This window comes from Melghirimyces thermohalophilus (genome assembly GCF_900102685.1).
Classification (GTDB): domain Bacteria; phylum Bacillota; class Bacilli; order Thermoactinomycetales; family DSM-45169; genus Melghirimyces; species Melghirimyces thermohalophilus.
This window is the reverse complement of the sequence record NZ_FMZA01000005.1, coordinates 19,814-43,709: the sequence shown is the minus strand read 5'-3', so window position 1 is coordinate 43,709 and position 23,896 is coordinate 19,814. Positions and strand designations below refer to the sequence as shown.

The 23,896-nt window shown below is 53.7% G+C and carries 22 protein-coding genes and 1 tRNA gene; 7 read left to right on the top strand and 16 right to left on the bottom strand.

All coding sequences use genetic code 11. The features are described 5' to 3' along the window. Positions 1 to 27: 27 nt before the first annotated feature. The 5 genes from BLP91_RS04655 to bla form a co-directional block, all read right to left on the bottom strand. Positions 28 to 1,095 carry a M42 family metallopeptidase gene (locus tag BLP91_RS04655; protein WP_091567179.1) on the bottom strand — a complete coding sequence of 356 codons (1,068 nt, stop codon included), beginning with the start codon at positions 1,093 to 1,095 and terminating at the stop codon, positions 28 to 30. Positions 1,096 to 1,206: 111 nt separating this feature from the next. Beyond that, positions 1,207 to 3,021, bottom strand: coding sequence for an ABC transporter ATP-binding protein (locus BLP91_RS04650; protein WP_245662128.1), 1,815 nt, complete (start codon positions 3,019 to 3,021; stop codon positions 1,207 to 1,209). Between the two features lie 5 nt (positions 3,022 to 3,026). Next, positions 3,027 to 4,772 carry an ABC transporter ATP-binding protein gene (locus BLP91_RS04645; RefSeq protein ID WP_091567411.1) on the bottom strand — a complete coding sequence of 582 codons (1,746 nt, stop codon included), beginning with the start codon at positions 4,770 to 4,772 and terminating at the stop codon, positions 3,027 to 3,029. A gap of 964 nt (positions 4,773 to 5,736) precedes the next feature. Next, a complete protein-coding gene (locus tag BLP91_RS04640) occupies positions 5,737 to 6,606 on the bottom strand; it encodes a lipoate--protein ligase family protein (RefSeq protein WP_091567177.1) in 870 nt (289 codons plus the stop codon). Between the two features lie 265 nt (positions 6,607 to 6,871). Next, positions 6,872 to 7,678, bottom strand: a complete 807-nt coding sequence (gene bla / locus BLP91_RS04635) for a subclass B1 metallo-beta-lactamase (protein WP_091567175.1) — start codon at positions 7,676 to 7,678, stop codon at positions 6,872 to 6,874. Positions 7,679 to 8,242: 564 nt separating this feature from the next. Here bla and BLP91_RS04630 point away from each other — a divergent pair. The 3 genes from BLP91_RS04630 to BLP91_RS04620 all read left to right on the top strand — a co-directional run bounded on the left by BLP91_RS04630 (position 8,243) and on the right by BLP91_RS04620 (position 10,972). Continuing rightward, positions 8,243 to 8,313: transfer RNA gene (locus BLP91_RS04630), tRNA-OTHER, on the top strand. Positions 8,314 to 8,681: 368 nt separating this feature from the next. Next, positions 8,682 to 9,980, top strand: coding sequence for an MFS transporter (locus tag BLP91_RS04625; RefSeq protein WP_091567173.1), 1,299 nt, complete (start codon positions 8,682 to 8,684; stop codon positions 9,978 to 9,980). An 8-nt stretch (positions 9,981 to 9,988) separates the two neighbouring features. Next, entirely contained in the window at positions 9,989 to 10,972 is a 984-nt protein-coding gene (locus BLP91_RS04620) for an ornithine cyclodeaminase family protein (protein ID WP_091567170.1), read from the top strand. 349 nt (positions 10,973 to 11,321) lie between these two features. Here BLP91_RS04620 and BLP91_RS04615 read toward each other — a convergent pair whose 3' ends face one another. The 3 genes from BLP91_RS04615 to BLP91_RS04605 all read right to left on the bottom strand — a co-directional run bounded on the left by BLP91_RS04615 (position 11,322) and on the right by BLP91_RS04605 (position 13,769). Beyond that, positions 11,322 to 11,510 (bottom strand): hypothetical protein, encoded by a 189-nt coding sequence (locus tag BLP91_RS04615; protein ID WP_091567168.1) that lies wholly within the window; start codon positions 11,508 to 11,510, stop codon positions 11,322 to 11,324. A 543-nt stretch (positions 11,511 to 12,053) separates the two neighbouring features. Continuing rightward, entirely contained in the window at positions 12,054 to 12,983 is a 930-nt protein-coding gene (locus BLP91_RS04610; protein WP_245662127.1) for a metal ABC transporter substrate-binding protein, read from the bottom strand. A gap of 159 nt (positions 12,984 to 13,142) precedes the next feature. Further along, positions 13,143 to 13,769 carry an SCO family protein gene (locus tag BLP91_RS04605; RefSeq protein WP_091567164.1) on the bottom strand — a complete coding sequence of 209 codons (627 nt, stop codon included), beginning with the start codon at positions 13,767 to 13,769 and terminating at the stop codon, positions 13,143 to 13,145. 278 nt (positions 13,770 to 14,047) lie between these two features. On the opposite strand from BLP91_RS04605, the gene BLP91_RS04600 reads away from it, so the two are divergent. Further along, complete coding sequence (locus BLP91_RS04600; RefSeq protein WP_091567162.1) at positions 14,048 to 14,608, top strand: class I SAM-dependent methyltransferase; 561 nt, start codon at positions 14,048 to 14,050, stop codon at positions 14,606 to 14,608. A gap of 21 nt (positions 14,609 to 14,629) precedes the next feature. Next, positions 14,630 to 15,100 carry a GNAT family N-acetyltransferase gene (locus BLP91_RS04595; protein ID WP_091567160.1) on the top strand — a complete coding sequence of 157 codons (471 nt, stop codon included), beginning with the start codon at positions 14,630 to 14,632 and terminating at the stop codon, positions 15,098 to 15,100. Between the two features lie 59 nt (positions 15,101 to 15,159). Here the strand turns inward: BLP91_RS04595 and queC are convergent, their stop codons facing one another. From queC to tpx, 5 genes are all read right to left on the bottom strand, one after another. After that, the gene (queC, locus tag BLP91_RS04590) at positions 15,160 to 15,846 is read right to left on the bottom strand and encodes a 7-cyano-7-deazaguanine synthase QueC (RefSeq protein WP_091567158.1); all 687 of its coding nucleotides are present in this window, start codon (positions 15,844 to 15,846) and stop codon (positions 15,160 to 15,162) included. 1 nt (position 15,847) lies between these two features. Further along, positions 15,848 to 16,585 (bottom strand): radical SAM protein, encoded by a 738-nt coding sequence (locus tag BLP91_RS04585; RefSeq protein WP_342670269.1) that lies wholly within the window; start codon positions 16,583 to 16,585, stop codon positions 15,848 to 15,850. Continuing rightward, positions 16,569 to 17,054, bottom strand: coding sequence for a 6-carboxytetrahydropterin synthase QueD (gene queD / locus BLP91_RS04580; protein WP_091567154.1), 486 nt, complete (start codon positions 17,052 to 17,054; stop codon positions 16,569 to 16,571). The genes BLP91_RS04585 and queD overlap by 17 nt, the downstream gene beginning before the upstream one ends. A gap of 530 nt (positions 17,055 to 17,584) precedes the next feature. After that, positions 17,585 to 18,160, bottom strand: coding sequence for an RNA 2',3'-cyclic phosphodiesterase (gene thpR / locus BLP91_RS04575; RefSeq protein ID WP_176757814.1), 576 nt, complete (start codon positions 18,158 to 18,160; stop codon positions 17,585 to 17,587). 198 nt (positions 18,161 to 18,358) lie between these two features. Continuing rightward, complete coding sequence (tpx, locus tag BLP91_RS04570) at positions 18,359 to 18,877, bottom strand: thiol peroxidase (RefSeq protein WP_091567150.1); 519 nt, start codon at positions 18,875 to 18,877, stop codon at positions 18,359 to 18,361. A 208-nt stretch (positions 18,878 to 19,085) separates the two neighbouring features. On the opposite strand from tpx, the gene BLP91_RS04565 reads away from it, so the two are divergent. After that, positions 19,086 to 19,982: a DUF6612 family protein gene (locus BLP91_RS04565; protein ID WP_091567148.1), complete on the top strand. Its 897-nt coding sequence runs from the start codon at positions 19,086 to 19,088 to the stop codon at positions 19,980 to 19,982. An 83-nt stretch (positions 19,983 to 20,065) separates the two neighbouring features. Here the strand turns inward: BLP91_RS04565 and BLP91_RS04560 are convergent, their stop codons facing one another. Together BLP91_RS04560 and BLP91_RS04555 are read right to left on the bottom strand one after the other, a co-directional pair. Further along, positions 20,066 to 20,920, bottom strand: coding sequence for an SDR family oxidoreductase (locus BLP91_RS04560; RefSeq protein ID WP_091567146.1), 855 nt, complete (start codon positions 20,918 to 20,920; stop codon positions 20,066 to 20,068). Positions 20,921 to 21,285: 365 nt separating this feature from the next. Further along, positions 21,286 to 22,170, bottom strand: coding sequence for a gamma-glutamylcyclotransferase family protein (locus BLP91_RS04555; protein WP_091567144.1), 885 nt, complete (start codon positions 22,168 to 22,170; stop codon positions 21,286 to 21,288). Positions 22,171 to 22,347: 177 nt separating this feature from the next. Here BLP91_RS04555 and BLP91_RS04550 point away from each other — a divergent pair, with 177 nt between their 5' ends. After that, the gene (locus BLP91_RS04550; protein ID WP_091567142.1) at positions 22,348 to 22,560 is read left to right on the top strand and encodes a hypothetical protein; all 213 of its coding nucleotides are present in this window, start codon (positions 22,348 to 22,350) and stop codon (positions 22,558 to 22,560) included. 564 nt (positions 22,561 to 23,124) lie between these two features. Here the strand turns inward: BLP91_RS04550 and BLP91_RS04545 are convergent. Next, on the bottom strand, positions 23,125 to 23,892 hold the full coding sequence (locus BLP91_RS04545; protein ID WP_091567140.1) for an SDR family oxidoreductase: 768 nt from the start codon (positions 23,890 to 23,892) through the stop codon (positions 23,125 to 23,127). Positions 23,893 to 23,896: the final 4 nt, after the last annotated feature.

Genomic DNA, 23,896 nt, shown 5'->3' with positions numbered 1-23,896 from the left:
CAAAGGGGTATTAGCTCCACCAGTGCTTTATAGCTCCTCTACCGTTTTCCCATCCAGCTTTTTGACCACCGCCGTCAGCAGGTCCGCCGCCTGTTCAAAATCCCTTTTCGACATGACCGAGTTGTGGCTGTGAACATAACGGGTGGGAAAACCGACGACCAGAGTAGGGCAGCCGATCCCGTGAAGGTGGAATTTGCCGCCATCCGTCCCTCCACCCATCAGGGCATCATACTGGAGAGAGATCCCTTTCTCCTCGGCAGTATCCAACACCAGATCCCTAAGCCCGGTGTGGGGAACCATCGTGGCATCCAGTAAAAGCACCAGGGGGCCGCCCCCTACTTCACAGGTTCCCGGATGGGATTCAAAACCCGGCGTATCATAGGCGATCCCCACGTCCAGGGCAAAAGCCACGTCCGGTTGCACCAGGTTGGCCACCGTCTGAGCGCCTCTAAGGCCCACCTCCTCCTGCACCGTCGCGCCGGCGTAAACCACGTTGGGGTGCTCTTCGCCCTGCAGCCGCCGCAAAACCTCCAGCGCGAGGGCGCAGCCGGCCCGGTTATCCAGGGCTTTGCCCGCCCAGAGCTCTCCCTCCCGCATGGTGAAGAAATCGGACACCGGGGTGATCCAATCGCCGGGACGGATCCCCATCCGTTCCGCATCCTCCCGGTCCTTCGCCCCTACATCGATAAACATCTGTTTCAGCTTCAACACCTTACCCGCTTCCTCCCTCGTCAGCACGTGGGGTGCCTTGGAACCGATGATACCGGTGTACGCCCCTTTGCGCGTATGGACCCTCACCCGTTGGGACAAAACATTGTGGGGCCACCATCCGCCCAACTGTTGAAAGCGCAAAAATCCTTTATCTGTAATATGGGTCACCATAAACCCGATCTCATCCAGATGACCGGCCAAAAGAATCTTGGGTCCTCCCGCCTGCCCCGTCTTTTTGCCGACAACACTGCCGAGGCGGTCTTTCAAGATATCATCGGAGAGGGGCTGGAGCATGCCCTTCATTTTGTCATGCACCTCTTTCTCCTGCCCCGGCACCCCGTCCAGCTCTGTCAGTTCTTTCATCAGATCGGTTAAACGTTCCATTTCATTTCCCCCTTCTGTTTTTTAGCCTGACCCTCCGTCGAAAGCAAACTATTGAATATTCTATCAGAAAAAAGCCTGATCTTCTTTGCCAACTGGAAGATCAGTGAAAAGTTACCCTGTATCCAGCACCCGAAACTGGGAGGTGACCAGGTGGAAATATTCGCCCTGCCGGCTCATCAACTGCCCATGGTTGCCCTCTTCGATCACCCGGCCCTGTTCGAGAACGATGATCTTGTCGGCGTCACGGATGGTGGAAAGGCGGTGGGCGATCAAAATAGCGGTTCGGCCGGCGAGGAGGGTGTTCATCGCCTGCTGGATTTTCAGCTCCGTCTCCGTATCGATACTGGCCGTCGCCTCGTCGAGAATCAGGATGCGGGGATCGGCCAAGAGGGTGCGGGCAAAAGAAAGGAGCTGTCGCTCCCCGGTGGAGAGGATGTTGCCCCGCTCCTCCACTTCCGTATCAAACCCCTTCGGCAAGCGCCGGATGAAGGTGTCGGCTCCCACCGCCTGCGCCGCAGCTTCCACGTCCTCATCGCTGGCGCCAGGGCGGCCAAAGCGGATATTTTCCCGGATGGTTCCGGAAAAGATGAAGGTCTCCTGCAACACCACGCTCACCTGGGAACGAAGATCATCCAGCTTCCACTCCCGCAGATCGCGACCGTCGATTTTGACCCGCCCCTCGGTGGGATCGTAGAAACGGCAGATCAGGTTGATAATCGAGCTTTTGCCCGAGCCGGTGTGGCCTACCAACGCTACCTTTTCCCCGGGGCGAAATTCTAAATTGATCCCGTCCAGGGCGTTCCGTTTGCCGTCGTAGGAAAAGATCAGCTCCTCCAATTCCACATGCCCGTCGATCTCCCCCATCGGGCGAGCGTCCGCTTTTTCCGGCACCAACGGTTTCTCATCCAGAAATTCAAAGATCCGCTCCGTGGACGCCATCGCCATCAAAAGCTGGTTGTAGACCTGACCCAATCGGGAGATCGGCTCCCAGAAGTTGCCCATGTAGGTGGCAAAGGCGACAAAGACGCCGATGGAGATGGACCCGATTTGGTAGAGGTGAGCCCCGTAGACAATCAGAATCACTGTCCCGATCGCCCCGGTGATCTCCACCATCGGCCGGAAAGTGGCGCTTTTTTTGGCGGCATCCTGCCAAGCATTGAAGTTGTCTCCGTTGAGCCGAGTGAAAAAGCCCATATTCTCTTCTTCCTGGGTGAAGGACTGGGTGACCCGCATCCCCTGGATGCTCTCATTTAAATGGGAATTGAGGATGGACTGCTTCACCCGCACCCTTTGCCAGGCGCGCCGAATCATCCGCCGCAATTTGACAGAGATGAGGAACATGATCGGCAGGATGATCAGGATGGCCGCGGTCAGGTTGGGGCTGAGCACCGTCAGCATCACGATGATCCCTCCGAGTAGGAGCAGATCCATGATCACGTTGACGATCCCGTTAGTCAGCAGCTCCTGCAGCGAGTTGATATCGTTGGTGATCCGCACCAGGATCGACCCGGCTGACCGTTGATCGAAAAAGCGGTGGGAAAGGCGCTGGATGTGCCGAAAGAGGTGCTGACGCAAGTCATAGATCACCGACTGTCCCAATACCTGCATCCAGCGGATTCGGAGGGTGTTTCCGATCCAGTTGAGAAGATACACCCCCGCCAGCACCCCCACAAAGGTGAACAACAGCGGCACATCTTTGTTCACCAAGGCATGGTCCACCGCCAGGCTAATCACATAGGGAGCAAACAGCCGGGCTCCGGTGGAGATCAGCATCGCCACCAGCGCTAAGGGTAAAAGCTTTTTCGTATAAGGTTTTACATAGCGGAGCAGCCGCCGCATCCGGGACCAGTTGAAAGGTTTGTCGATCACCCGCTCACTGGTATACTGAAATCGCTCGCGACGTTGACGTCCTGACAGTTCCCTCACCTCCTTCACGACGACAGGACCGCCTTCCGGTCCTGAAACTGAATCTCGTAAATGCGCTGATAGACCCCGCCGGAACGGAGCAGCTCGGCGTGGGTTCCCCGTTCGGCCACCCGTCCCTGCTCCAGCACCAGGATCTCGTCGGCTTCTTGGACGGAGGAGATGCGGTGGGCGATGATGAAGGTGGTTCTTCCCCGCATCACTTCCCGCATCGCCGCCTGGATCTTTTGCTCCGTCTCCATGTCGACGGCGCTGGTGGCATCGTCCAGGACCAGGATACTCGGGTTGATTACCAGGGCGCGAGCGATGGCCAACCGTTGCTTCTGACCTCCGGAGAGGCCCATCCCTCGTTCTCCCAACATGGTGTTGTATCCATGGGGGAACCGCTCGATAAACTCATGGGCCTGCGCCCGGCGGGCCGCCTGTCGGATCGCTTCCATGGACACATCGGGGTTGCCGTAGGCGATGTTGTCTTTGATGGTGGAGGAGAAGAGGAAGGACTCCTGAAAGACGACGCCGATGTTTTTGCGCAAGCTGCAAAGGTCATAGGCCTCCACCGGCTCTCCGTCGATGAGAACATCCCCTTCCGTCGCTTCGTAAAAGCGGGAGATCAGTTGGGTCAAGGAGGATTTCCCTGCCCCGGTGGCGCCGATCAAGCCGATCACTTTCCCCGGCGGGGCGTCGAAGCTGACCTTTTTCAACGCATATTCTCCGCCGCCGGGATAGCGGTGGGACACCCGTTCAAACCGGACATGGCCCGCCAACCGATCCACCTGGATCGCTCCGGGACGGGAGCTGATCTCCACCGGTTCATCCAGCACTTCCAAAAGACGCTCCCCCGCCGCTTTGGACTGAGAGTAGGTATTCAAAGTAAACCCGAGAAACATGAGCGGGCCGATGATATACCAGATCAGGCTGAAAAAGGCGACCAACTCTCCCAGGAGCAACTCCCCTTCCACTACCAGCCAGCCGCCGTAAGCCAACAGCGCCACCACGGAGATGTTGCCAACCAGCTCCATCAGTGGAAAATAGGTGCCCCAGATGTGCCCGGTCTCCACGTTGGTCCGTTTGTAATCCTCGTTTTTCCCATCAAACCGGCCGATCTCGAAATCCTCCCGGGCCAGGGCCTTAACGGTGTTCATCCCGCTGATATTCTCCTGCACCTTGGTGGTCAGGGCCGCAAAGGAGCGACGGATGCCCAGAAAGGCGGGATGTACCTTCCGGTCAAACCGATACACAGTCACCGCCAGAAAAGGCATCGCGAGCAGCGTCACCATCGCCAGGGACGGGTTGAGCCACACCATAATGCCTAAGCCGAAGGTGACCAGCAGGAGAAAATTGAGAAACTGCGCGCAGCCGAAGGAGAGAAAAGAGCGGAACGCCTCCACATCTGCCGTCAGCCGGGACATCAAATCCCCGGTTTTGGCATTGTCATAAAACCGGAAAGGGAGCACCTCCAGCTTCTGGTAGAGCGTGTTCCGCAACTCATAGACCGATCGGATGCCAAACAGATCCCCGTAATATTGGTGAAAAAAAGCGGCTGCCGCCTTGAGCATCATCAACAGCAGAAAGCCTGCAGCGATCCAGGGCACCCACTCCACTCGTCCCTCACCGATCACACCATCGATGGTCACCTTCAGGATCAGGGGATAGATCACCGTCACCCCAGTCACCAAGAGCAAAGTGCCAATCGATACGAAAAAATAGGTTTTGTAAGGCCAGTAAAAGGCCTTCAACCGTTTAAAGATATCCATGAAACGGCGCACCCCTCCATCCATTTCAACACGAACCCCACAAAACAAAAAAAGGCCACCCGACCGTTCATCACATGGCCAAACCCTCCTATCGATTCCATACGCATCCAAATTTATTCAATCACTTGCTCCACTATCCCTGCAAATGAAAAGAAAAAAAGAATTCTTCAGGAGGAAATAGAAGGCGGCTACCCATCTGTAAAATAACAAAAACGACTCCCTGGCCATCCAGAGAGTCATTTATGTGACCCTTGTCCGTAACCGATCCGGTGAATCGATCAAGATATCCGATCACACAACCCTCGGATACGATCGATCAGGTGGGAGGTCAACAGGATACTCAATCCTGTTTTTGCAGATTCATCTCCCCTTTTCCGATTCGCTGAGCACGCTTTCTTTCCTCCCATCATAGTTTAATAGAAAGAAGGGAGGTGAGAGGAAGGATGAAAAGCAGCCGTCGCGTGAAGAGAGGAGATTGCGTCGGGGTGCTGTTCCGGGATGACAACGGCCGCGTACGGGTCCGAAACGGCGTTCTGTTGAGGCGTAGACGACGGAGATCTCTCCGTTTGAGGCGATTAAATCGATCAGGAAAGATCGTTGTGTCACGGATTCCGAAAAACCGGGTCATCCGGCTGAGGAAACTGGATAACTGATCCCTATACCATGTTGACTGAAGAGCCCAACTATAAAGTAGAGACTCAAATAAACGGGACTGCCCAGATGATCAACCCGGATATCTTGTTAAAAACCGAAATTACTCCTGCCTTTAGCTTTTTGAGAATGTAGCCGACAACGGCAAATCAGATGAAGGAGACCAGAATGCCGGCGAAGGCGAACCAAAATGTACCGGAATCCTGATACTGGTTCGCTAGCTCTATCACCCCGGTCCTGTCCAGGATCGCATAGGGATTCAACAGGGAGAAGGAAGAAAACCCCGCCTTGAATGACGGGGTTTCGTGTTGAATCAGCTTTGAATCCGTTGTTCATAATGTTCCGGTCGGCACCGGTCGATGTATGCCTCTGCCGCCTCTCGTTCCTGTTTGGTGGGCTGGGTGGTGGTATGGACACTGGTCAGTTCACCGACGCTTTCCAAGAGTCCCGCCCGCGCCCGCCGCTCCACTTCATCGGAGGGGCCGAGAACAAAGGAGGACAGCGTGGCGACGGTATCGATATAGACAGGGCGGCCGCCTTCCGCCATCTCATAAAAGGCGTTCAAGGCGGAAACCACCCGCTCCCGATCCACCTGGGTCAGTAAAGTGGCATGGGCCAGGATATACCCGGGACGGTGGGAAACGAGCCCGGCGGGTCCCCCTTTCCAGATCTGGGAGGTGCCGACGATCTTTTTACCGCCGACCACCACATTGTAGCGGCCGTCACAGAAGGAGCCGGGAACCTCCCCGAAGTAAGCGGACAGATCGAAGGTCCGGTCCAACATCCGGATCAAGGGCAAACCCAACATGCGATAAATGTCGTCGATATTCCAGCGTATGTCCCTGGGGCGGGGCAAAAACAGGGACAGATTGATCGTCCCCGGCCCATGGGGCACGGCGGTGCCTCCGCTCTGCCGCACATAAACCGGCCAGTCCACCTGTTTCATCATCTGGGCGGCCTGCAGGGCCCGGGGCGTCCGGATATCTTTTTTGGCCACTACCAGGGCTTGCGGTCCCTGCCAGATGCGGAGCGTCGCCGGCACCTCCCTCCGGGCGACCGCCTCCCCGACCGCTTCTTCCATCGCATAATCAAGGGGGCCGGTTTCCCCATCCAGCTCATCCAGGACCCGCCACTCATCGATCTCCCGATAGTGCACTTCCGACCGTTTCAGTATGTCATCCATAGTCTACGATCCTCCCCGTTTCTCACCTCGTCCATTATACCTGAAGCTGCCTTCGGGTTCGATCCCGTCTCCAAAAGAAGGAAACGATTGGACTGTTGGAGCATCTATGGCCGACTTCGATGATCCATACCCGGCGGTCTTGGGAGTAATTGCTCTTTATCTACGCTAACTTCCTAGTCAGTATCCTATCCTACAAGTGTCCCCATACGTTTCTTGTTAAAAAGCACCACCAGCGAGTGGGGAACATTTTTGCACATTTCACTCTCTACTTTTTATGCTGTTTGATCAAAGCAATGGTGTGGTACAGTAAACTCTTATTTCCCCAGTCTCCATGCCCAGGTACAACGGTTTTGACGTGTGGGTATCTGTCAATTACCTTTTTAACGGAGTCATCCCATTGTTCTACATTTGCATCAGAAAGGTTACCAAGATCTTTTGCATCTAGTGATTTGATGAGGCAACCGCCAAATAACAATTTATATTGGGGAAGCCAAACCGTAATGTTATCTTGTGAATGGCCTTCGCCAGGATAAAAGGATTCAACGACGGTGTCGCCAACTTTCATTACGGGGTTTACATCGAGTGTCGGATTCGGCGAAGGATATCCATATTCCTTCGCTAGTTTTGCTGTCAAATGTGTGCTGCGTACATCAATTCCCTGATTCAGTAACGCCTGAATCCCGCCAATGCTATCATCATGCGCATGTGTAACGAGGGCCAAAACCACTTTTTTCTTCAAATGTTTTTTGATCATCTTTAATAGCTCTTCTGTTTTTTGGTAGTTATCCACGGTATCCCATGCTGTATCAATTAGGACGACTCCTTTGGAAGTTAAAATTATTAACCCCTTGTGGTCGTAGGTTGTGCCATTCCATTCATTATAAGATGTATGTGCCCATACTTTGTCATTCAATTTCGTTAGCACAATCGTCTTTTCTGGATTGGTAATCGGGGTAGGGGATGATTGATTAGATTGAGCCATCGTTTGATAATGAAACGATGGCATAGCAACGGATAATGTTAGTAACAAACTGACCACAACTTTTCCGATCCATCCCTTGCTAGTTTTCAAATGGAATCTCACCTTTCCAATCGGATTTCAAACCTGATAGACCTGATCGCACCTCTAATCCCAAAAGAAGGAAATTACTAGTTCATTATATACCAGAAAAGCACCTATTTCTATATTTGGAAATTTTAAATCATTCCTGGTTTAATGGAGACAACTTCTTTGCTCCTAAACATCACTATTTTCAGAAGTTAGTGGAAGGCTCGCTCCACGGATCGACGTATCGAACGGAGCAATCGCCAACTTGTATCGATTGCCAGACGGCGCTTTTTTTATTTCAACAATTGGCTTATCCACGGAAATGAGACAGCTGTGTTACGTCCCGTTACTCCAAGATTAAATGTAGTTTACAAATCGCCACACCGTCACAAATGTACCCGTTGAGAGATTATAATAAAGTTACCAAAAAGGAACGGGAGGAATAATCATGAATCAAGCCATCGGACTTTTTAATGCCATCTTGTTCAGCATCCCCTGCTGGTATGGGATCGTGTACGCTTTGGGTCATTTGGTTTAAAGCGGATCGGCAACGACGCAACATACGGGCCCGTTTTGCCAACCTATTGAGTGGATGTAGTTTAATGGAAGAACACCGGTAAGCCCGGCCGGCGGCACAGGTTCGATTCCTGTCGTCCGCGTTGACATCGGAAAAACCCGCTTCCCCGACGGGGAAAGCGGGTTTTGTTTATTTTCGTTCGTGATAGGGCCATCAGCATCGCCTGTTTCAACAAAGCTTCCCCTCCGTCAAATTAAAGATCGTTGATCACATCGATCAGGAGGAGAGCGGTATCGGGCCCATCGTGAAGGTCAGCGTTTTTCGCCGGAGACAGCTTATTGAATCCCCCCTTCTCCTTACCACCTTTCTCTGTCAGACGGTCAAAAAACTTAGGAGGCACCTTGTGCATGATTCGATCGGAATTCCACATTAAACGCTGATCATGGATAAAACATTTTGTAAAATAGGAATAGAAATACTCCTATCTCAAGGGGGAAAGGATGATAGGGAATGGACAAGCGCCTCAACCGGAAAGTGTTGATCGCCAGTCTGACCGGCAGTTCCATCGAGTGGTTTGATTATTTTTTGTATGGAACCGTGGCCGCACTGGTGTTTAATCGGTTGTTTTTCCCCAGCTTTGACCCGGTGGTCGGACTGTTGTTGGCCTACGCTTCCTTTTCGTTGACCTTTTTTATCCGTCCCTTGGGCGGCTTGGTCTTCTCCCATATCGGGGATCGGATCGGCAGAAAGAAAACCCTGGTGCTGACCCTCTCCCTGATGGGAGGTGCTACCGTCTGTATCGGATTACTTCCCACCTATGCCCAGATCGGAGTCTGGGCGCCGATACTCTTGATTCTGCTGCGGCTGATCCAGGGATTGGGCATCGGGGGAGAGTGGGGAGGCGCGCTTCTGTTAGCGGTGGAGTATGCGCCGGCTCACAAAAAAGGTTTTTTCGGGAGCGTTCCCCAGATGGGCGTCACCATCGGCATGCTTTTAAGCACCCTGGCTCTCTCTTTGATGAGCCTGTTGCCCAACCCCGCCTTTTTATCCTGGGGATGGCGGGTGCCCTTTATTTTGAGTGCGATCCTGGTCTTTCTCGGTTTGTGGATCCGGAATGGCATCGATGAAACTCCCGCTTTCAAAGAGGCGAAGCAAGCGGGTGACGTCTCCAGGGTCCCCGTCGTCGACACCTTGAAACATCACTGGCGGGAAGTGCTGATCGTGGTCGGCGCCAAGGTGGTGGAGACGGCGCCCTTTTACATCTTTTCCACCTTTGTGGTCAGCTACGCCACCGGCACCCTGGGCTATGAGCGGATTCCGGTGTTAAACTCGGTCACCATCGCCACGCTGGTCACTACAGTGATGATCCCGATCATGGGCAAATGGGCCGACAAAGTGGGGCGTAAACCCCTTTATGTCATCGGTACCATCGGCATGATTCTGTTCGCCTACCCTTACTTCCTGCTGTTAACCATCGGGAAAACCTGGGCGTTGGCTCTGGCCACAGTGATCGGCCTCGGCATCATCTGGGCCCCGATCACCGCGGTTCTGGGGACGATGTTTTCAGACATCTTCTCCACCCGCGTCCGCTATACCGGCATCACCCTGGGCTATCAAATCGGGGCCGCGGCGGCCGGCGGCACCGCGCCTTTAATCGCCACCTGGCTCCTCAGTCGGTTTAATCAATCCTGGTCCCCGGTTGCCCTGTATATCATCTTCACCTCGATTCTGTCCTTGATCGCCATCTGGTTTACAAAACAGATCAAGCCCTCAGCCAAAAACGACGACTACCATCAGAAGGAGGCCTGAACCTTTCTATGAAAGTGATCACCCATCGCGACATCACATCCGTCTACTCCATGGACACTTGTATCGAAGACATGAAGGAAGCCTTTCGTCTGTATATGGAGCAAAAGACCCATGCCCCGGTGCGAACGGTATTGGATCATACCGGCTCTGAGGCCAACACCCTGGTGATGCCCTCTTATGTCGAAGAGTTGGAAGTAGAAGCGGTCAAAGTGGTCAGTATCTTCCCTGACAACCCGGAAGCGGGACTTCCCACTTTACAGGGGATGATCTTGCTGACGGAAACGCAGCACGGACGACATCTCGCCGCCATCGAAGCCAGCGGGCTGACGGTGCTGCGGACCGGGGCCGCCGCCGGTGTGGCTACCCAGTACCTGGCCCGCGAACAGGCGAACCGCCTCTCTATCTTAGGCTGCGGCGCCCAGGCCCGAGGTCAGTTGGAGGCGGTGCTGGCAGTCCGACCCATCGATCAGGTCTTCCTCTGGAACCGGACCCGGGAGAAAGCCGTCGCCTTTCAAAAAGAGATCCAAACACAACACCCCGATTGGCACGGAAAAGTCGTCGTCTGTGACACCGCTGATGAGGCGGCGAACCAGGCGGATATCCTCGTCTTGAGCAGCCGCTCGGAGGAACCTCTCTTTAACGCTGACGTGTTGCGTCCTGGTGTCCACATCAACGCCATCGGCGCCTATCGGCCCAACCTGCGGGAGTTTGGCGTCGATACCCTGGAACGGACGGACCAAGTTTGGGTTGACTCCCTGGAAGGAGCCCGCCACGAAGCTGGAGACCTGATTCAACCGGCCCAACAGGGCTTGTGGTCCTGGGACCAAGTCCAGGGCGAGATCGCCGAGCTGGTCACCGACCAACAAAGGCTACACCGTCAACCACAGGAGATCACCCTCTACAAATCCGTCGGTGTCGCCTATATGGATACCGTCGCTGCGGCCAAAGTTTATCAACATCTATCGGCAAAAGAGAAAAACAAATCCCCGTGAATCCTTACAAAAGAATCCCTCCATCTCACAAGAGGCGGCCTTGGGGCCGCCTCTTCCCTTTGGCCAATCTTAGCACAAATGAAACCCTTCATATTATAATGGTCTTGATTGAATGCCATGATCCGCTCCATCGAAAGATTTCGATTGTCGGTTTCACTTGTCTCCTGTCTTCTTCCATCTGATTTACAGCGGGCTGCTAATATATTGGCATGCTGCTGTTGACCAATGGGTACATAACACAAAAAAGGCTGTCGAAACAGCCCGTAAAAGCCACCTGAAAGGCAGCCTGTCTCTTTTTATCGGTGGTCAGTCTGTATCAGCACCCGTTTTTGGGATCAGGGAGGGGCACTTATGTCTTGTGATGCCTCAGTTCCTCCAGAACGCGCTCCAGCAACAGCGCCTCCTCCCGATACCACTCAATCCGACGCCCCGTCCGATCGCCCTCCAAGATTTTCTGTCTCAACTCCTTGTACCGACGTTCGATACAGTTCAAGGCGGCCAGCCATTCCTCGGCAGACAAGCTCAGCTCCACTCTCATCCCTTCACGCTCCCCATCCAGCCTGGTTCACTCTTACAATGTATGAAACGGAGCTTGTCCCCTTGACCATGAACGTCCCCATTTTTCGGCTTTTCGTCGCCGGTATCCTCCGATAACGCCGACGGGGTCCGCCCGGTCAAGAAAATCAACCTGAAAAAACGCTCCCGGGTAATCTCCGGAGGGGCGCTTTTTGACGTTCCTTTAGACTTTGGAAATGACGCCGCTTTGGAGCGTTGAACTCATTTGGAAGGAACTGCTGTCACCAATAAGATGATCAACAACGCGATATAGATGGGTCATTCCTCCCCCCACAGGGAAGGTACCGGATCACCCCGCTCCCGAAAGTGGTGACGAATCCCAACACCAGGGTACCGAACAGATCGTATTTTCTTCTATCGCCACCAGTGTCCCGTGACGGCAAAAGCAACCACACCGATCAGGTTGAACGTTTCCTACAGCACCTTTTCCATCCTCCTTTCCTTGCGTCATTTCTAATCTGCAAAACACCCGCCTCATGTTTTCGACGGGTGCTCAATAGATCCCTTATTCCGCTCCCAGGGCTTTGCCCAGGTTTTTCGCGTTTTTTTCCATCAGGGTCAAGTAATCTTCCCCCTGCTCAATCTCCTCTTTCGTCCGCCCTTCCAGGGTATGGAGGGTGAGCGAGCCGACTCCCAGTTCCCGCTTCACCGTCTGGGCCACCTTGGGGTTGACCAGATTTTCAAACAGGATGTATTCCACCTCATGCTCCCTGGCTGTATGGATCACGTCCCGAATCTCCCTGGCGCTCGGTTCATCAGAGGGGGCGATCCCGGAGACGGCCACTTGTTTCAATCCGTATCGGTCGGCCAGGTATCCGAAAGCGGCGTGGGAGACGACAAAGACCTTTTTATCCCCTCGGTCCACGCTCTGTTGAAACGTATCATGCAACCGATCCAGTTTATCGGCCAACTGCTTATAATTGTGTTCATAGACCTTTCGATTCTCAGGATCCTGTTGCACCAGCGCGTCGCGAACCACGGCGGCCTGTTGTTTCGCGCGGTGCGGATCCAGCCAAACGTGGGGATCATCCTCGCCGTGGGCATGATTGTGTTCACCGCTGTGAGCATGGCCGTCCGCGTGAATCAAGGATATCCCTTCGGTGGTGTTGACAAAGCGGATTCCTTCGGAAGCGAGCATCCGTTTCACCTGATCCACCCAGCCCTCCAATCCGACCCCATTGTAAAAAAAGAGATCCGTCGCACTGATCCCGGCAATCTCTTTGGCTGTCGGTTCAAACTGGTGCGGGTCGGTGCCCGCCGGCACCAAAGAGACGACTTTTACCTTGCTGCCGCCGATCTCTTCGGCAAAAAACTCCAGCGGATAGATACTAGCTGCCACCTGCAACTTTCCATCGGCGGTATTGCTTAGTTTGTTCCCGTCTCCGCAGCCGGCTGCCACCCACATCAGACTGATAAACAGGAGGACCAGGCCCATTCGTTTCAAAACCACTCACCCCATCCCGCTCAATTCCGAGTCACGTACCTTTCTCATTATAAGGGGTGATGCCTCAGTTGTAAATCGTAATTATTACGATTTTTAAGCTGAACGACATAACAAAGACCCCTTCCCATTGACAGGGGTCTTCATCCTTTGTTACTCCAAGGAGCGGATATCTTGCAAAAGTTGGTCATAATTAGGGGAAAGCCCATTGTATGCGCCCATTACCCTACCGTCTTTGCCAACCAGATAAAAACGGGAGGAATGTCGGATCTGAGGCGGTCCGTCGTCGGCAGGGGAGGTTTGCCGTTCAACCGGTGCAGTGAAGGCTGTTTTTAGGAAGCGGTGGAGCTCTGGTTCATCGTTATGGGTGAGGAAATTCCAGTTGGAGAATTCCACCCGGAGCCGATCCGCAAATGTTTTCAGCACATGGGGGCGGTCAAACAGTGGATCAGCGCTGAAGGAGACCAACTCCGCATCCAGATGGGCCTTGCGCAGCTTTTCTTGCAATCGAGCCATATTAGCTGTCATCGGGGAGGCGATAGTCGGACAGCGGGTGTAGATCACATTGGCCACCCAGACTGAGCCCCGCAACTCCTCGCTGCCAAACCTTTTCCCTTCCTGGTTGGTATACGTAAATTCAGGAATGGGAGAGCTGGTGACTCCCATCGAAGCCGGTTGTGTCACCTGCGTTTCCCGCTCGGAATTGAGCCAACCATAGATCGTCAACACCACCGCCGCCACTATCACAGCCAGTGTCTTGCCCCCGGGAATACCCGCCATAGGCCCTCCTCCTTTCCGGGATAAAGTGGATGTTCCGACAGACTGTTTTCCTGGGTTGAATATATGCGAGGGAGCCCGGTTTATGACAAGCCTCCAACCGCTTGGGAAGGAACGTATAATCCCGATAAGCAAAACGGAACCTTATATTAGATGGAACCCGGTCTGCCGAGTTGTCATCATATGCTCACGGCCAAGGGAAACCAAACCCCTGTGAAACCCGTCTTCTATTGCAGAAGAATGTTACTCACATCCACACCCCAGCATAAGGAGTTATCGACATGAACAATCGGCTGACTGAACAACGACTCTTTCTCAGCAAATTTCTGCAGTCACCGCGCAACATCGGATCAGTTCTGCCCAGCTCCCGCTTCTTGGTGCAAAGGATGCTGCAACCCGTCAACTGGCAGCAAATCGAAACTCTGGTGGAACTGGGGGCCGGCACAGGGGTGCTCACCCGCGAGTTGGAGCGCCGGGTGCGTCCGGACTGCCAGGTGGCGATCTTCGAACGGGATCCGGAGCTGCGCAGCCACCTGGCGCAACAATTCCCCCGCTTTCGCCATTACGCCAAGGCGGAGGAACTGAACATCGCCCGACAATCCTGGGCTCCCAATCAGGTGGACTGCATCTTGTCCAGTCTTCCTTTTACCAATTTCCCGCCGGATCAACGAAGCCGCATCCTGGAAGAGATTTTCCGATCCTTAAAAACAGGGGGAACGTTCGTCACTTATCAGTACTCCTTGCAGTTAAAACGAGAACTGAGTCAATATTTTCGATTACGCCATCTTTATTTTGTCCCCCTCAATATTCCCTGCGCCTTTGTGTATGTTTGTCAAAAGTAAGATCCGTAAGGAGCAAACCCGATGCGTTTACGTCAACTGCAGCCGATCGATTATGATGCGATCATCTCCGTGCTCAATCGTTGGTGGGGCGGCCGACATGTGTCAGACATGCTTCCCAAACTCTTTTTCAATCATTTTCACCCGACCAGTTGGGTGATCGAAGCGAAGAACCGACCGATCGCCTTTCTGGTGGGCTTTATCTCTCCTGGGGAGCCGGAGGAGTCCTACATCCACTTTGTCGGGATCCACCCGGAGTACCGGAGACAGGGGCTGGGGCGCCGCTTATATCAGGCCTTTTTCCAGACGGCCTCCGATCACGGCTGCCGCCGGGTTCGCTGCCTGACTTCCCCCATCAACAAACGTTCCATCGCCTTTCACCGATCCCTCGGCTTCCAATTGGTCCCGTCCCAGACTGTTGAGGAAGACCTCCCGATCCATAAGGATTACGACGGCCCCGGTCGCGATCGGGTTCTCTTCGTGAAAGAGCTGTAAAAAAGCGACCCCCTCGTGTTCCTGCGAAGGGGTCGCTTTTTTATTGATTATCGGATCAGTCAAACCGAAGCTTCCACATAGGGAATCGGATCTTCCGCACCCGCCTCGTGAAAGCCTTTCAGGCGGAGGCGGCAGCTGTCGCAAACGCCACAAGCTAAATCTTCCCCCCGGTAACAGGAGGTGGTCAGGTGGTAGGGGACCTCCAGACGGAGGCCTTCCCGAATGGTGTCCGCTTTAGAAAGGTCCAGCAACGGCGTCTCTAGCTGGATCGGGTATCCGGTCACTCCGGCTTTGGTCGCCTGGCGGATGGTCTCTTCCATGCTTTGGATGAAGGAGGGACGGCAGTCGGGATAACCGCTGTAATCGACAGCGGAGACGCCAGTGTAAATGGCCTTTGCCCCGATTACTTCCGCATAGGCGGCGGCCAGGGAAAGAAAAATCAGGTTGCGGGCCGGAACATAGGTAGATGGGATCCCTTCCACAGCCTCATCGGCGTCTGGAACCTCCATTCCGTCATCCGTCAGGGCACTCCCACCGATCTGCCGGAAAAAGCCCACATTCACCACCCGGTGTTCCTTCACCTGAAAGTATTCGGCCACTTGCCGAGCCTGCTCCACCTCCCGATCATGCTGTTGTCCGTAGTGAAAAGTGATCGGGTAAAGCTGATACCCTTGCTCCCGGGCGATCCCCATGCAGGTGGTGCTGTCCAACCCGCCACTCAAGACGACAACCGCTTTTTTCTCCATGTCACACCCCCCTTTGTGATGGATCCCAGATCCATTTGTGCAATTGCAAACTCAGTTTCACTTGAGGAAGGGGTTCCGCCAACATCCACTTCACCAATTTTCGCGGGGGCAGCATCTCAAACACGGGGCTGAACAAAACCTGCCCCTTCCGATGATGCGCCTCTACCGTGCGAATGGCCGCCTGAAAATCTTCTCGATTCCCGATCACAAATTTGATCTCGTCCTGTTCCGTCAACAGGCGGAAATTATCCGTGATCATCCGGTGCTCTTCACCGGAGGCGGCCAGCTTGTAATCCATGATAAAGCGGATCTTCTCCTCCCGTGAGGGGTCCTGGCGACGCAGCTGATCAAAGGGTTTCAGATCGATCGCTCCATTGGTTTCCACATGGACATCCTCCACGTGATCCAGATCGGCCAAGGCAGCCAACAGCGCTGCCGATTTCTCCCGGTGCATCAGCGGTTCGCCGCCGGTAAAGCAGATCCGGCGACTGGAGTAGGATTGCACCCGATCCAGGATCTCCCCGATGGTCGCTTCAAACTCCGGCCGGGCCGGGGCATAGCTGTATGGGGTGTCGCACCAGGAACAGCGCAGGTTGCAGTGAAACAGGCGGACAAACACCGTGGGAAAGCCAGCGGCCCTCCCTTCCCCCTCCACCGTTTCAAAGATTTCCACCATCGGCAGCTTCCAATTGACGTATTCCTCCGGTGAGGGCAACTCCCATTTAGTCAACCGAATCACCTGCTTCCATCCACTCCCGTTTGATCGTGGCCCGGCTGGTGGGGGTTTCATACAAAGTCAACTCTTCCAATCGAAAACCGGCCGCTTTCCAGCCGTCCCGTTCGAGGCGGGCGTCCAGCTGTTCCCACATCCAGACCACCATATTTTCCGCCGAGGTATTCATCTTGGGCAAAACCTCATTTAGATAACGATGATCCAGCCGATATTCGATCTCTTCCTTGTACATGCGCTTCAATTCCCCAAAATCGATGGCGATTCCGATCTCATTGACAAAACCGCTCACCGTAATCACCAGCCGATAGGTGTGGCCGTGCAGGTTTTTACACTTTCCTTCATACCGATGCAGATGGTGGGCGGCATCAAAGGTAAATTCCTTGCTCACCGCCACCCGTTTCCGATGGTAGCGGAGTTCATCCTGATGGATATCTACGCCTAGCCGTTCCACCTGATCCGGGATTTTAAATTCCATAAAAAACGCCCCTTTCCACGGGGACGGAAAACAACCACAGGGGAGAGACAACTCCCCCTCCGTGTGGTTCGTATCTATCGATCAGTCCCCTAGTGTTGTTTAACGAGTGGTGGGTTCCCGACACTCATAGCTATACAGGATTTTCTTACCCGCCTCCAGTTTATCACATTTGAAAAGGGGGATGATCATAATCATGAGAGTTGATCGATGATCGGTTGTTAGCTCACCCGCTCCGGGAAAGGCCTCGACCGTCTGTTGGCCGTCATCTTGCTGATTATAAACGGGTCACTATCGAGTTGACTCCGGACATCTTGCAAAACTGTCCTCGTTTCTGCCGAATGTCGAGGGCTTACGTGACAGTATTGACCTGGACAACCGGCCCCGATCGTACTGAGCTTGTTCTGGCTGATCCCTCTTTTCCTTTGGCTGCTTCTGCAAAGGCGGTATTTCCGGCCAGGCGACCTGAGAGAACGGAACGACCTGGAGGCTTTTTAAAGGGCGCCCACACGGGACGCCCTGTCGATTTCCCCTTATTCTCCTAAACGAAAGGTAGCCAGCGGATGGTACATCGGGGAGCGGTAGATATGGGTCTCATACAGCACCAATTCCCGGACCGTCCACTCACAAACTGCGGGATCGGTCCGAAAATGTTCCTCCAGGGTCTCATGGGGAAAGTCATTGTACTTGTACTTTTTGGCCAGTGTGATATGGGGTCGATACGACCGCTTTTCCCGTTGAAAGCCTAAGGGCTCGACCGTGTCGGTCACCGCCGAGTACAACTGATGAAGCGTTTTTCGGTCCCCCCCTACGCCAGCCCACAAAATCCGGGGCCGGTGAGGGACGCCGAAAGTTCCGAGGCCGTCAATACGCAATGAAAACGGCTCCATTTGCGGAACTAGCTCTTTGAGAGCTTTTTTCACCTCTCGTCCTTGCCGGAAGGTACAGGGGCCGAGAAATTGAAGGGTGATATGGTAGTCGGAGGGATGGACCCATTTTTTAAAGGACCAACGTTCCGACAGGAGCCTGCTCCAGTGGGACAACCATTCCTTTTGTACCCGTGGCAACGGGATGGCGATAAAGAGACGGTGTAGCGGATTGGAGCCCAAAAACCACCACCTGCCTTTCCACTCATCCCATGAGTCATCAAACGAGGGACGGATTCGGGGCAAAAGCTCGCCTCTCCGCTGATATCGGAGAACCGCCGACACCTGTCTCTATCCTATATCTTATACAATGCCGGATACAGTAGTGATGTTCATGTAAAGAAAAACCCGGGCCGTATACCCGGGTTTCGGTTTTGCTGATTAGAGAGCTTTTTTGGCAGCAGCCACCGCCGCCTCGTAATCCGGGTGGTTGGTGGCTTCGGGTACAACCTCCACGTGAACCAATTTGTCGTCTCGATCAACGACAAACACCGCTCGGGCCAGCAAGCGAAGTTCTTTGATCGCCACTCCGTATGCCGTTCCGAAGGACAGGTCCCGATGATCAGAAACTGTCTGCACCCGTTCCACCCCGGCGGCACCGCACCAACGTTTCTGAGCGAAGGGCAGATCGACGCTGACAGTGATCACCTTCACATCATCCCCCAGCCCGGCCGCTTCCTCATTAAACCGGCGAGTCTGGGCATCGCAGACACCGGTGTCGAGGGATGGGACCACACTGAAGATCCGGACATGGCCTTGACTATCCTTCAAGGTGACCGGGCTCAGATCATTGGCCAACACATGAAAATCAGGTGCTGTTTCTCCTGTCTTCAACTCTGGCCCTAACAGCGTTACCGGATTTTGCTTAAATGTGATGGCACCTTCCCGTTCCTGCGGCATTCCCAAGAACCTCCTTATGTAACAGTCATCAGAATCTTTCTATAGTCTATCTTAACATACTTCCCCCTGCTTCAGGTCTCCTATGATAGAAGAGCGGCTATTTAATTACAGGAAACGTAACTGATTATTCTATCACCCTTTTATTTTTGAATTTTTATATTTATACTTAATACACATACCATTTATATTCAGAAAGGAAGAGGTATTGTTGAATCGTTTATTCCGTTATCTGATGATCCCAGCAATGGTTTTATTATTGGCGGCTTGCCAAAATTCCACCGCTGACAGCGGATCACCAAACAAAGAAGCTGCTGAGGAGGAAAAGCTGAGCGTCAATGAAGTGATCCAGAAAACACAGGAAGCCTCACAGCAGGCAAAGGGGCAAACCCTTCAGGTGGAAGGGAAACAGGACTTCAACCTGGAAGCGGAAGGGCAAAGTCAAGGGATTACTCAGAGTTTCGATATGAACATGGAACTCACCAAGGACCCCGCTGCCGTTCATTTGACCGGAACCATGAAAAGCGCTGGTGAGACCGGAGAAATGGAAGCGTATCAAGTGGGAGATGAATTCTATCAAAGTATGGACGGCGGCACAACCTGGCTGAAAAGCGAGGGCGCCGACTTGAATCAGTTTGGCGGCGATCAGGCTCAGAACCCCTCTAAAGCGCTGCAAAAGTTGGAGGAACTGGTCTCCAAGTTCCAAGGAGACAAAAATGATATGTTTAACATGAAGGAAACCGAAGACCAATACGTGATCACCCTTAATGTGGACAAAGATCTGAAGCAGGTGAAAGACCTTTACATGAAACAGCTGAAGGGGTCGGCGGTACCTGCACTGAAACAGGCGGGATTGCCCGTCAAGGAAGATGAGGTCAAACTGAACAATATCAAACAGGTCGTATATATCGACAAGAAGAGCTTTGAGCAGGAAAAGGTGGATCAGAAAACCGAAATCGAGATCCCCCTCGATGACGGCACCACATCCGGGATGATCACCGCCAAGCAAGAGATGACGATCACCCTCAAAGGGGAATACAAAGGAACCATCGAGGTGCCCCAGGAGGTTAAAGACAACGCCCAAACCGCGCCCTCCCCGGAACAATAAAACCGAATACCAAAAACCCACCGAGACTCCAGTCCGGTGGGTTTATCTTATATCGGCTTATCCGCTGTTTGGTCCCGATGGAATCAGCCGTTGACCACCACACCGCCATTAGGGTGGAGAACTTGACCGGTCATGTAGGAGGAATCCGACGAAGCGAGAAATACGTAGCTGGCCGCCAGTTCCGCCGGTTGTCCCGCTCGCCCCATCGGTGTGCTGGAGCCGAAAGATTCCACCTGCTCAGTGGAAAAGGTGGATGGGATCAAGGGAGTCCAGATGGGTCCTGGGGCCACGGCATTGACTCGGATCCCCTTTTTCACCAGCGACTGGGACAGGGACCGGGTGAAGGCTACGATCGCCCCTTTCGTGGAGGAATAATCCAATAACACGGGGTTGCCTTTGTAAGCGGTAACCGATGTGGTATTGATGATGACATCCCCGGCCATCATCTGCGGCAAAGCGGCTTGGGTCATATAAAAAAGGGAGAAAACATTGGTCCGGAAAGTCTGCTCCAACTGTTCCGGGGAAATCAGCTCGATCCCATCCTGGGGATGCTGCTCGGCAGCATTGTTGACCAGGATGTTTAAACCGCCCAGGGTACGGATCGTCTTTTCCACCGCTTGCCGGCAAAAGGACGCATCCCCGAGATCGCCGGATAACAGAAAGCAACACCGTCCCTCTTCCTCCACCTCCCGCTTCGTCTCTTCCGCATCCCCGTGTTCATCCAGATACAGAACCGCCACATCGGCCCCTTCTTTGGCGAAGGCGATAGCCACTGCCCGCCCGATCCCGCTATCCCCGCCAGTGATCAGGGCCACTTTCCCTGCAAGTTTCCCGCTTCCCAAATAATCCATCTTCTCCGCCAAGGGGCGGGGGGCCATCTCCGATTCCAACCCTGGTTGCCGGTTTTGATGCTGCGGGGGTTGAAGTTGTTTCGACATCGGATTCTCCTCCTCGCACCGTGAAATGATCAAACCTAGTTTCCCCTGACGGACCGCCGACAATCCCTTCCTTTCACCGATTTTCTAGGTGATGATCGTAAAGAATCCGTACCTCCGTTACTGCCTCCGATGGACAGATAAAACGGTTCTTTTGTCTGATAGCCACAGCTGTCGATTCACGTTATGATTAATTCATGTCGGCAGTGCTTGCTTGTGATCAACAACCTTCTTTCTTGCTCCTGGAACGTTGGCTGATTCATTCACACTCTCCTTATTCACGCATCCAATAACTTTTGGGGCTGTCCTCCGGGCAGCCTATTTTTATTTCTTTTACTCATATACAGAATGGGCCCTACCCACCATTTTCAATATTCTACTACCATTCCGAATTTTTTCTTCAGACGTCGGCGTAGACGGCGATGGTAGGCGGAACTGACAACCCCCTCACTGCCCCGCAGGATTTCTCTGGCATAATGCTCCGGGGGAGCGGTTTCTTTCTTTTTATCGATGACGATAAAGGTGAGAACATTTTCCACCATTTTTCCCTCGATCACCACGGGAACCCAGGCGGGGCGATACACTCCGCTGTGCACTCCTTCTCTCCAAAAGAGATAATCCAGCCCTCGGGGGCTGGTTCGGTAGACTTTTCCTTCCACCCTTCGCCCCCGCTGTTCCACAATGTCGGCCCTTCCCCCGTCCGAATAAGGAAGGGTGTAGCGCATAGCATGACGTCTCAACACCCCGCGGCCCAACACATCGTGAAACTCCTCTGCAACCCCTTGAGAATGAAAGCGCTCATCATCCATACAGGAACCGTAAGCGAAGTAGAGCCATTCCTTTTGCTGTCCCAAATGACGCGCTTTCCAGTCGCCATACATCACCTTTCGAAAGGGGTGGGTCTCCGGCATTTCAAAGAGATAGACGTAAGCTTTCACCGGGCCCCGGTCAGTGTATATACGCCGCCACACCCGCCGGTAACCTCCCGGTTTTACCGGAGCATCGGATTGATAACCCTCCAAATGGTCCAACCGAGCCAAGGTCTTCTCATCGACTCGATACAACTCTCCGTAAACGCGGTCTTCCCCTTCCATCAGCCCGGGATACCCCCAACCGGTATCGATCAGTTCCCCTTTGGTCCAGGCCTGCAACGCCTCCACCTTGGACTCCGCTAATAGCAAGTGGTACCGCTCGCCTCGGCGCAGGGATCCGTAGACAAACACCCGCTGTTTCGCCCCAGTCAAAGCACCCATCACCCCTTTCTGTTATTTTCCAGCCGAATCACCACTTCTCTATAATAGATGCGACGGAAACGCTTATAGTCACGGTTCTCCCTCCGATTTCCACCGCAGCGGAAGGAAAACAGCCCCAATTATCGTAACCATACCTTAATACGATAGATATAGAATTGAAGAAAGAGGGTCAAATATATGAGCGATTGGGAACCCCAGGTTGTATTCGCTTTGTGGATCGTCACCGGACTCCTGCTTTCCGTTTCGGGTGCGCTGTTGTTGGAGAAATGGATCCAGCGCCTCGCCAATCGAAAGCGGCGAAACGGCTTTACGGTCATTCATGTGGGAAAGGACAAAAGTCGTCAACCCCTTTCAGCAGACCGGCAAACCCGGAAGCCGGAGCAGGAGTGAACATCCCATGTCCTGCTGCTAAATGGTTAACCAAGATAACTGTTATCAGCGCCATGAAAAAGCGTAGGCACGAAAGGATCTTCATTCATAAACAGCCGGCTCAAGGACTTCCTTGATCCGAAGGTCAAGGGGAGAAAGCCATACCGACGGTGAAGGACCGTAACCGATGGATCCACCCGGTGGTAGCGGAGCAGCCGCTGCCGATACCAGCAGCAGCCATGGCCGGCAGGAGATCAACAAGCGTCGAATGCCGCCGATTTACCCAAGGGTGGGCAGGCCGCACAAACCAAGTAGACAGCATCCAGGCAACCAGGCCGACAGCGATAAAAATAACGGCTCTTCGAAATATATTTGATATCTCAATAACAATTCAATCATCCTCTATCGGATGCTTACGTTTTCGAACATTGAGTTACTGATCACGACATGACAGACAATTGGGGGGTCGAAGACGAGAAACGCGAAAAAACCGGCATCGCCCCAGCCACTCCGGAGCCAGCCAAACACTCGGTCCCACTGTTCAGGCGGGACTGTTTTTTCGCGACAGAGACGGTTCGATATGCTTTAACTCATCACCAGACCCCCGTCCACATACAGGATTTGCCCGGTCATAAACCGGCTGTAGTCCGAGGCGAGAAAGAGAACGGGGCCCGTCACATCTTCGGGGGTAGCGATCCTTCTCAGCGGGGTTTGGTCAGCGATGGCCTCCCGGATCGATTCCTTGGTATGACGGCTGGAATCCGTCGGATAGACCAGACCCGGAGCTACGCAGTTGATGCGAATACCATAAGCCCCCATTTCAGCAGCCAGGTTTCGGGTAAAGCCAACCACCGCCGACTTGGCCGTGGTGTACTCGTGGTAAGGAACCGTCGGGCGGGCAATCAGGTCGGTAACGATGTTGACGATGCTTCCGGACTTCTTTGCCTGCATCTGGGGCAGGACAGACTGAGTGACGTGATAAACCCCTGTCAAGACCCCCTCCAATTGATCCCGGTAATCCTTCCATTCTAAGCGGGAAAAGGGCTTTCTTCCCTCTGGATCAAAGGGATAAGGGCGAAAGGCGTTATTGATCACCACATCGAGGGCACCCCATTCTGCAAAAATATGTTCCGACATCCGACGAACCTCCTGTTCATCGGTAACATCGGCCTGGACCGGCAAGGCGTCGCCACCGAATTGACGGCAGGATCGGACGGTTGCTTCCGCCGCCTCCCGGTTCTCGCGATAGTTGACGGCCACGGCGGCACCTTGACGGGCGAAGGCCCGGGCGATCGCGGCGCCGATCCCTCGGCTGCCGCCGGTGACCAGCACCCTCTGGCTCTTGAGATCCATCTTC